This window comes from uncultured Muriicola sp. (assembly GCF_947258935.1).
Classification (GTDB): Bacteria; Bacteroidota; Bacteroidia; order Flavobacteriales; family Flavobacteriaceae; genus Muriicola.
Genome location: NZ_CAMYKH010000112.1, coordinates 1 through 4,542 on the forward strand (window position 1 = coordinate 1; position 4,542 = coordinate 4,542).

General features: G+C 40.7%; 6 protein-coding genes. 3 read left to right on the top strand and 3 right to left on the bottom strand.

Annotated elements, in window-relative coordinates:
* Positions 1-222, top strand: a 222-nt coding sequence (locus Q0X72_RS13135) for a hypothetical protein (RefSeq protein ID WP_297766305.1), incomplete at its 5' end; no start/stop codon positions are given.
* A gap of 3 nt (positions 223-225) precedes the next feature.
* On the opposite strand, the gene Q0X72_RS13140 is transcribed toward Q0X72_RS13135, so the two are convergent.
* Both Q0X72_RS13140 and msrA read right to left on the bottom strand, forming a co-directional pair.
* Positions 226-1,044 carry a sugar-binding protein gene (locus Q0X72_RS13140; protein WP_297766308.1) on the bottom strand — a complete coding sequence of 273 codons (819 nt, stop codon included), beginning with the start codon at positions 1,042-1,044 and terminating at the stop codon, positions 226-228.
* Positions 1,045-1,227: 183 nt separating this feature from the next.
* The gene (msrA, locus tag Q0X72_RS13145; RefSeq protein WP_297766311.1) at positions 1,228-1,905 is read right to left on the bottom strand and encodes a peptide-methionine (S)-S-oxide reductase MsrA; all 678 of its coding nucleotides are present in this window, start codon (positions 1,903-1,905) and stop codon (positions 1,228-1,230) included.
* A 127-nt stretch (positions 1,906-2,032) separates the two neighbouring features.
* Between msrA and Q0X72_RS13150 the strand changes: the two genes are divergently transcribed.
* Together Q0X72_RS13150 and Q0X72_RS13155 are read left to right on the top strand one after the other, a co-directional pair.
* Positions 2,033-2,710 (top strand): peptidoglycan DD-metalloendopeptidase family protein, encoded by a 678-nt coding sequence (locus tag Q0X72_RS13150; RefSeq protein ID WP_297766314.1) that lies wholly within the window; start codon positions 2,033-2,035, stop codon positions 2,708-2,710.
* A gap of 82 nt (positions 2,711-2,792) precedes the next feature.
* Positions 2,793-3,563, top strand: coding sequence for a DUF481 domain-containing protein (locus Q0X72_RS13155; protein ID WP_297766317.1), 771 nt, complete (start codon positions 2,793-2,795; stop codon positions 3,561-3,563).
* Positions 3,564-3,721: 158 nt separating this feature from the next.
* Here the strand turns inward: Q0X72_RS13155 and mscL are convergent, their stop codons facing one another.
* On the bottom strand, positions 3,722-4,171 hold the full coding sequence (gene mscL / locus Q0X72_RS13160; protein WP_297766320.1) for a large conductance mechanosensitive channel protein MscL: 450 nt from the start codon (positions 4,169-4,171) through the stop codon (positions 3,722-3,724).
* Between the last annotated feature and the right edge of the window lie 371 nt (positions 4,172-4,542).

A 4,542-nucleotide genomic window follows, 5' to 3' on the forward strand; every position in this document is an offset into this window, starting at 1 on the left:
GATATCAGGGTTCAGAACGGAGAGCTACAATGTGTAATGCCTTCATCGCCATTTTCGGTCACAGCAAAAAACACTAGATCAGAATTTAACTATCCCTCCTCCTGGTCACTTAGCAGTAGCAAAAATGGGCAGGAAGTGCTCCATACAGGATATTCTCTAAAAGGAACTACTGCTAAGACGTTTAGCTTACACAGTGCTTACAGCAATATTGTATTGAAATAAATCCTACTCTTCAAGCACCAGAGTGCCAAAGATATCGGCATTGATCCATCCCTGATTCTTATCCTCTCCTGGAACAAAGACCGATCCAATGAAATTCTCCCGTTCCTTACTCCCATCATTATCGCAATAAGCCAGGGCAAAGCCTACCTTCTTGCCTTGCTTTAAAGGCACCGGCACATTCACTTCCTCATCCTTGTACTTGTCGTTATATAGCCTGATGGCCATTTCCCAGGTAGTAAGCTTTCCTATGGTAGATCGGGCAGATTGTATGTGTTCGTTGTAGAGTCTGGGTTCCCTGTCTGTAGCCAGATCTACTACATTTCCGTCCAAGGCTATATGATACGCAAAGGCATTGTGACTAAACTGATGGAGGCCACCTGAATTGTCCTCATCCAGAAATACTTCTACACAATCATCATCCCACCATAATTTCAGGGGTTCCTTACGGGCATCATAGAGGATATCATCCGTAATTTCGACAATGAGATAGAGATAGTCATCATCCCAGCTCAGTTTATACCGCCCATTAAAATCCTGAAAACTATAAGCCTCGCCCAACCAGTTCTGGTCTAGTGGGTGCCAGGTTGCCAGATTCCAACAGTTGTCGTTAGCCTTACCATCCAGGGTGGGAGGAGTCGTGGTTTTTTTAACTATCAGGAGTTGATGGTCCTCTTTTTCTTTCTTGCCGTTACAGGCAACCAAAAAAAATAAAGCACAAAGTAAGATTGCATATTTCATATGATTCAAATTAAAGCGCTCTATGGTCAAAAGGAATGCACAAGCAAATGGGGTTAGGTAGCCCATTGGCATTTCGTTCGTCATAGATCTGGGGTTACTATGGTCATTGAAAGATACAAATTCCTCTGTATTTGTAACCTTTTTAGTACAAATTTTAAAACGGGCCAGGAATTTATTCCCATTCTTTTTATGATGTAGATATATCTTATGACTACCCACAAAAAAACCGATTCGAAGGAATCGGTTTTTCTTAAATTTTATAACTACCTAATGTACATCTTTCTTCAGATAGTCATGGAAGTTTTTCTTAAACTGGTTTAATCTTGGAACGGAAACATTTGTGATATAGGGATTGTTGGGGTGTTTTCGTTCATAGTCCTGGTGGTATTCCTCGGCCTTCCAAAAGGTTGTAAATGGCATTACTTCTGTAACAATAGGCTGGTCGTACACCTTACTTTCATTCAGGGCCTTTATATATCCTTCTATGACCTGCTTTTGCTTATCACTATTATAAAAGGCAATGGAACGGTATTGCGGACCTCGGTCTGGTCCCTGTCTGTTGAGGGTTGTAGGGTCGTGCGAGCCAAAAAAGACTTGTACCAGTTCAAAAAACGAAACCTCATTAGGATCGTAGTATACCTCCACAACCTCTGCATGAGTTGTTTTTCCATAACTTACATCTTCATAGGTAGGATTATCCTCTGATCCGCCCGCATAGCCGGAAACGGCTTCTTTTACTCCTTTTACGCTCTCAAAAATGGCCTCTACACACCAGAAACAGCCACTGGCAAAATAGGCAGTTTCGTATTGCTGCAGCTCGGCTTCACTGAGCTTTTCTGCCTGAGCAATTGGTTCGCTAGCTTGTTCAGGAGTTTTGGCTTTCGTCTGGCAACTAAAAGTGACCAGGGATATGATGGCTATAAAGGTGGCTTGAAATACTTTCATTATTTTTTACGCGTTAGTCGGCAAAAGGTATAAATACTTTCCAAAAAAGGGGTTAAATCCGTGTTAATTCTATTCTTGGCAAACTTATGCCGAACGCTTATCTTACCGTCAGCAATTAATAACAGTTTTGAAAACCATTTTACAATACCTTAGCAAATTACAACCCACTAGGGTCCTGGATCCTAACATTCCCATGGAGAAATATACCCCGGTAGATCTATCGGTCACTAACCCGGATTTAAAAGGTATAGACATCTCAGATCCCACGGCCTGTCAGACATATATAGACAGTGTTCTAGAAAGGAATAGGTCTGCAGTGGGCTATGGGGGATATCTCGAAAAACGAAATTTATACCGTAGTAATGCTAATTTTGCGGCCGGGGAGGAGCGGAGGGATATGCATTTGGGGGTCGACATTTGGTCTGCTGCAGGTACCCAAGTAGTGGCTCCATTGGACGGGAAAGTGCATAGTTTTCAAAACAATGCAGTACAAGGGGATTATGGCCCTACCATTATTTTACAGCATACCCTAAATGGGATTGTTTTTCATAGTTTATACGGGCATCTATCCCTGGAGTCTATGGACGGATTGTATGTCGGAAAAGAATTTAAAAAGGGCGAGGTGCTGGCCACCCTGGGGACACCGGAGGAAAATGTAAATTACGCTCCCCATCTGCATTTTCAACTCATCATAGACCTGCAGGGAAAAAAAGGGGATTATCCGGGGGTCTGTAGAACCTCGGAAGTTGACTTTTATGCCCAAAACTGCCCGGATCCCATGCTGCTGTTCCTGCTTAAATTTTAAAAAATAGAGTACAGCTTGTAAGCTACTTCTGCCGAGAATTCAGAAATACCTATATTTTTGCCATTAAATAAGTTCTGATTTTATGTCAAAAGCACTGAATAAGCTATTCTATTTTCTCTTATTTTTTCCAATAGTACTTTTTGCTCAGATCAACGAGAGCGACACCCTAAAGATAAAGGCCAACCTTTCTTTAACCGGGTTTTGGCAGGGTGGGAATGTAGAAACCCTGATCTTCAGGGCAAAATCGGATTTGAGTTTTATTCCTTTTAAGAATTGGGTTTTTAAAACCAATAACTCCTATGTATACCAGGAATTTGGGAAGGAAAAAGCAGATGAAGATATCTTAAGCCTCAACTTTCTGTATCTCAATCCCGATAGAAAAATTTACCCTCTTCTTCTGGGTTTTGTAAGCACTAATTTTAGAAGGAAAATAGACCGGCGTTATCTGGTGGGTGCTGGCGTAACCTTTCAAGTGCTGAACAAAAAAAATCATTGGCTTAAATTTTCTATTTCCAGCGAATATGAACGAACCGATTTCTCCCAGGCTACTTTTAATCGCAGCAATTACAACGGTGACCCTATTATCAATACTTTAAGAGGCACCATCTGGATCTATGGAAAATATGAATTGATCAAAGGCAAATTAATTTTAAGTCATGAGAGTTATTATCAGCCATCTTTACAGGAAAGTGATAACTATCGCTGGCGGTCAGATATTGGCCTGGAATTGCCTCTATGGAAGTTTCTGGACTTTAAAATTAACTACCTCAATACGTTTGAAAGTCTGGTCATAGAAAACCAAAAACAGGAGGATCGGATTTTAACCTTCGGTTTTACGGTCAAAAGCTATTAAGTATGCGATAGCGGATTATTTTTCCTACCTATCAGGTAGGCAGGTTTTCGGTGCGGAGGCGTTGACAGATACCTCTGAAGAATTTAATTAGGCAATTGAGTTAGGTGGTAGCGTATTCTATCAACTGAGTTGGTGGGGTCCTTTAGCTCTGCTTGGGTTCAGGATTTTTTTTGCTCGGCAAGTTCAACCTGCTTTTCCAGCAATTCCGTAATACGGTTCAATAACTCAATGTCCTTGGGGGTAGAAACGGTGGCATCCTTTGGATCCTGAGATTGTTTACGTAGAGAATTCATAAACTTGACTACCAGAAAGACGGTTAACCCAATAATCACAAAATCGAAGGTAGCTTCTATCAATTTACCATAGCCAATAGCGATCTGCTCTGTGCTGCTAACCCCATTGGCTGTAACAGCCTCCCGTATGATCCATTTCTTGTTTTCCCAATTGATACCATCTGTTAGGAAAGACAGCGGGGGAAGGAAGATCTCTTTAACGAGTACATCAACCACCTTGTTAAAGGCAGTACCGATGATCACACCAATAGCAATGTCTATCATATTTCCTTTTACTGCAAATTCCTTGAATTCTTCCAGAAGTTTAAATTTCATATGTATTATAGAATTAGATTTATTATCCCTTGTACGTTGTTTAGTCTGTGAATATTGATGTATTTCGATCCAAAAAGGACCGGAAATTAAATGTAGTAAATTCTCAGTCAATTTCGGGACCTTGAAAATAGATGAGAGGATATAAATGAGAAGAAATACCTATTGTAAGGTTCTATCTAAAAGATTATCTACCGATAAACGACCCTCTTTTTTCGGTAAGCTGTTTTGGGGGCTGTGTACATTCACCGATGTTTTTTTACACTTTACCCAGATTCTTGCCAGATACCGAAAAATAAGGGTTTTTCAGCGAACGGCAACCCTGTGAATGCCTTGTGCTTGCGTTTTATATATATAAAACGCAAGACATGAAA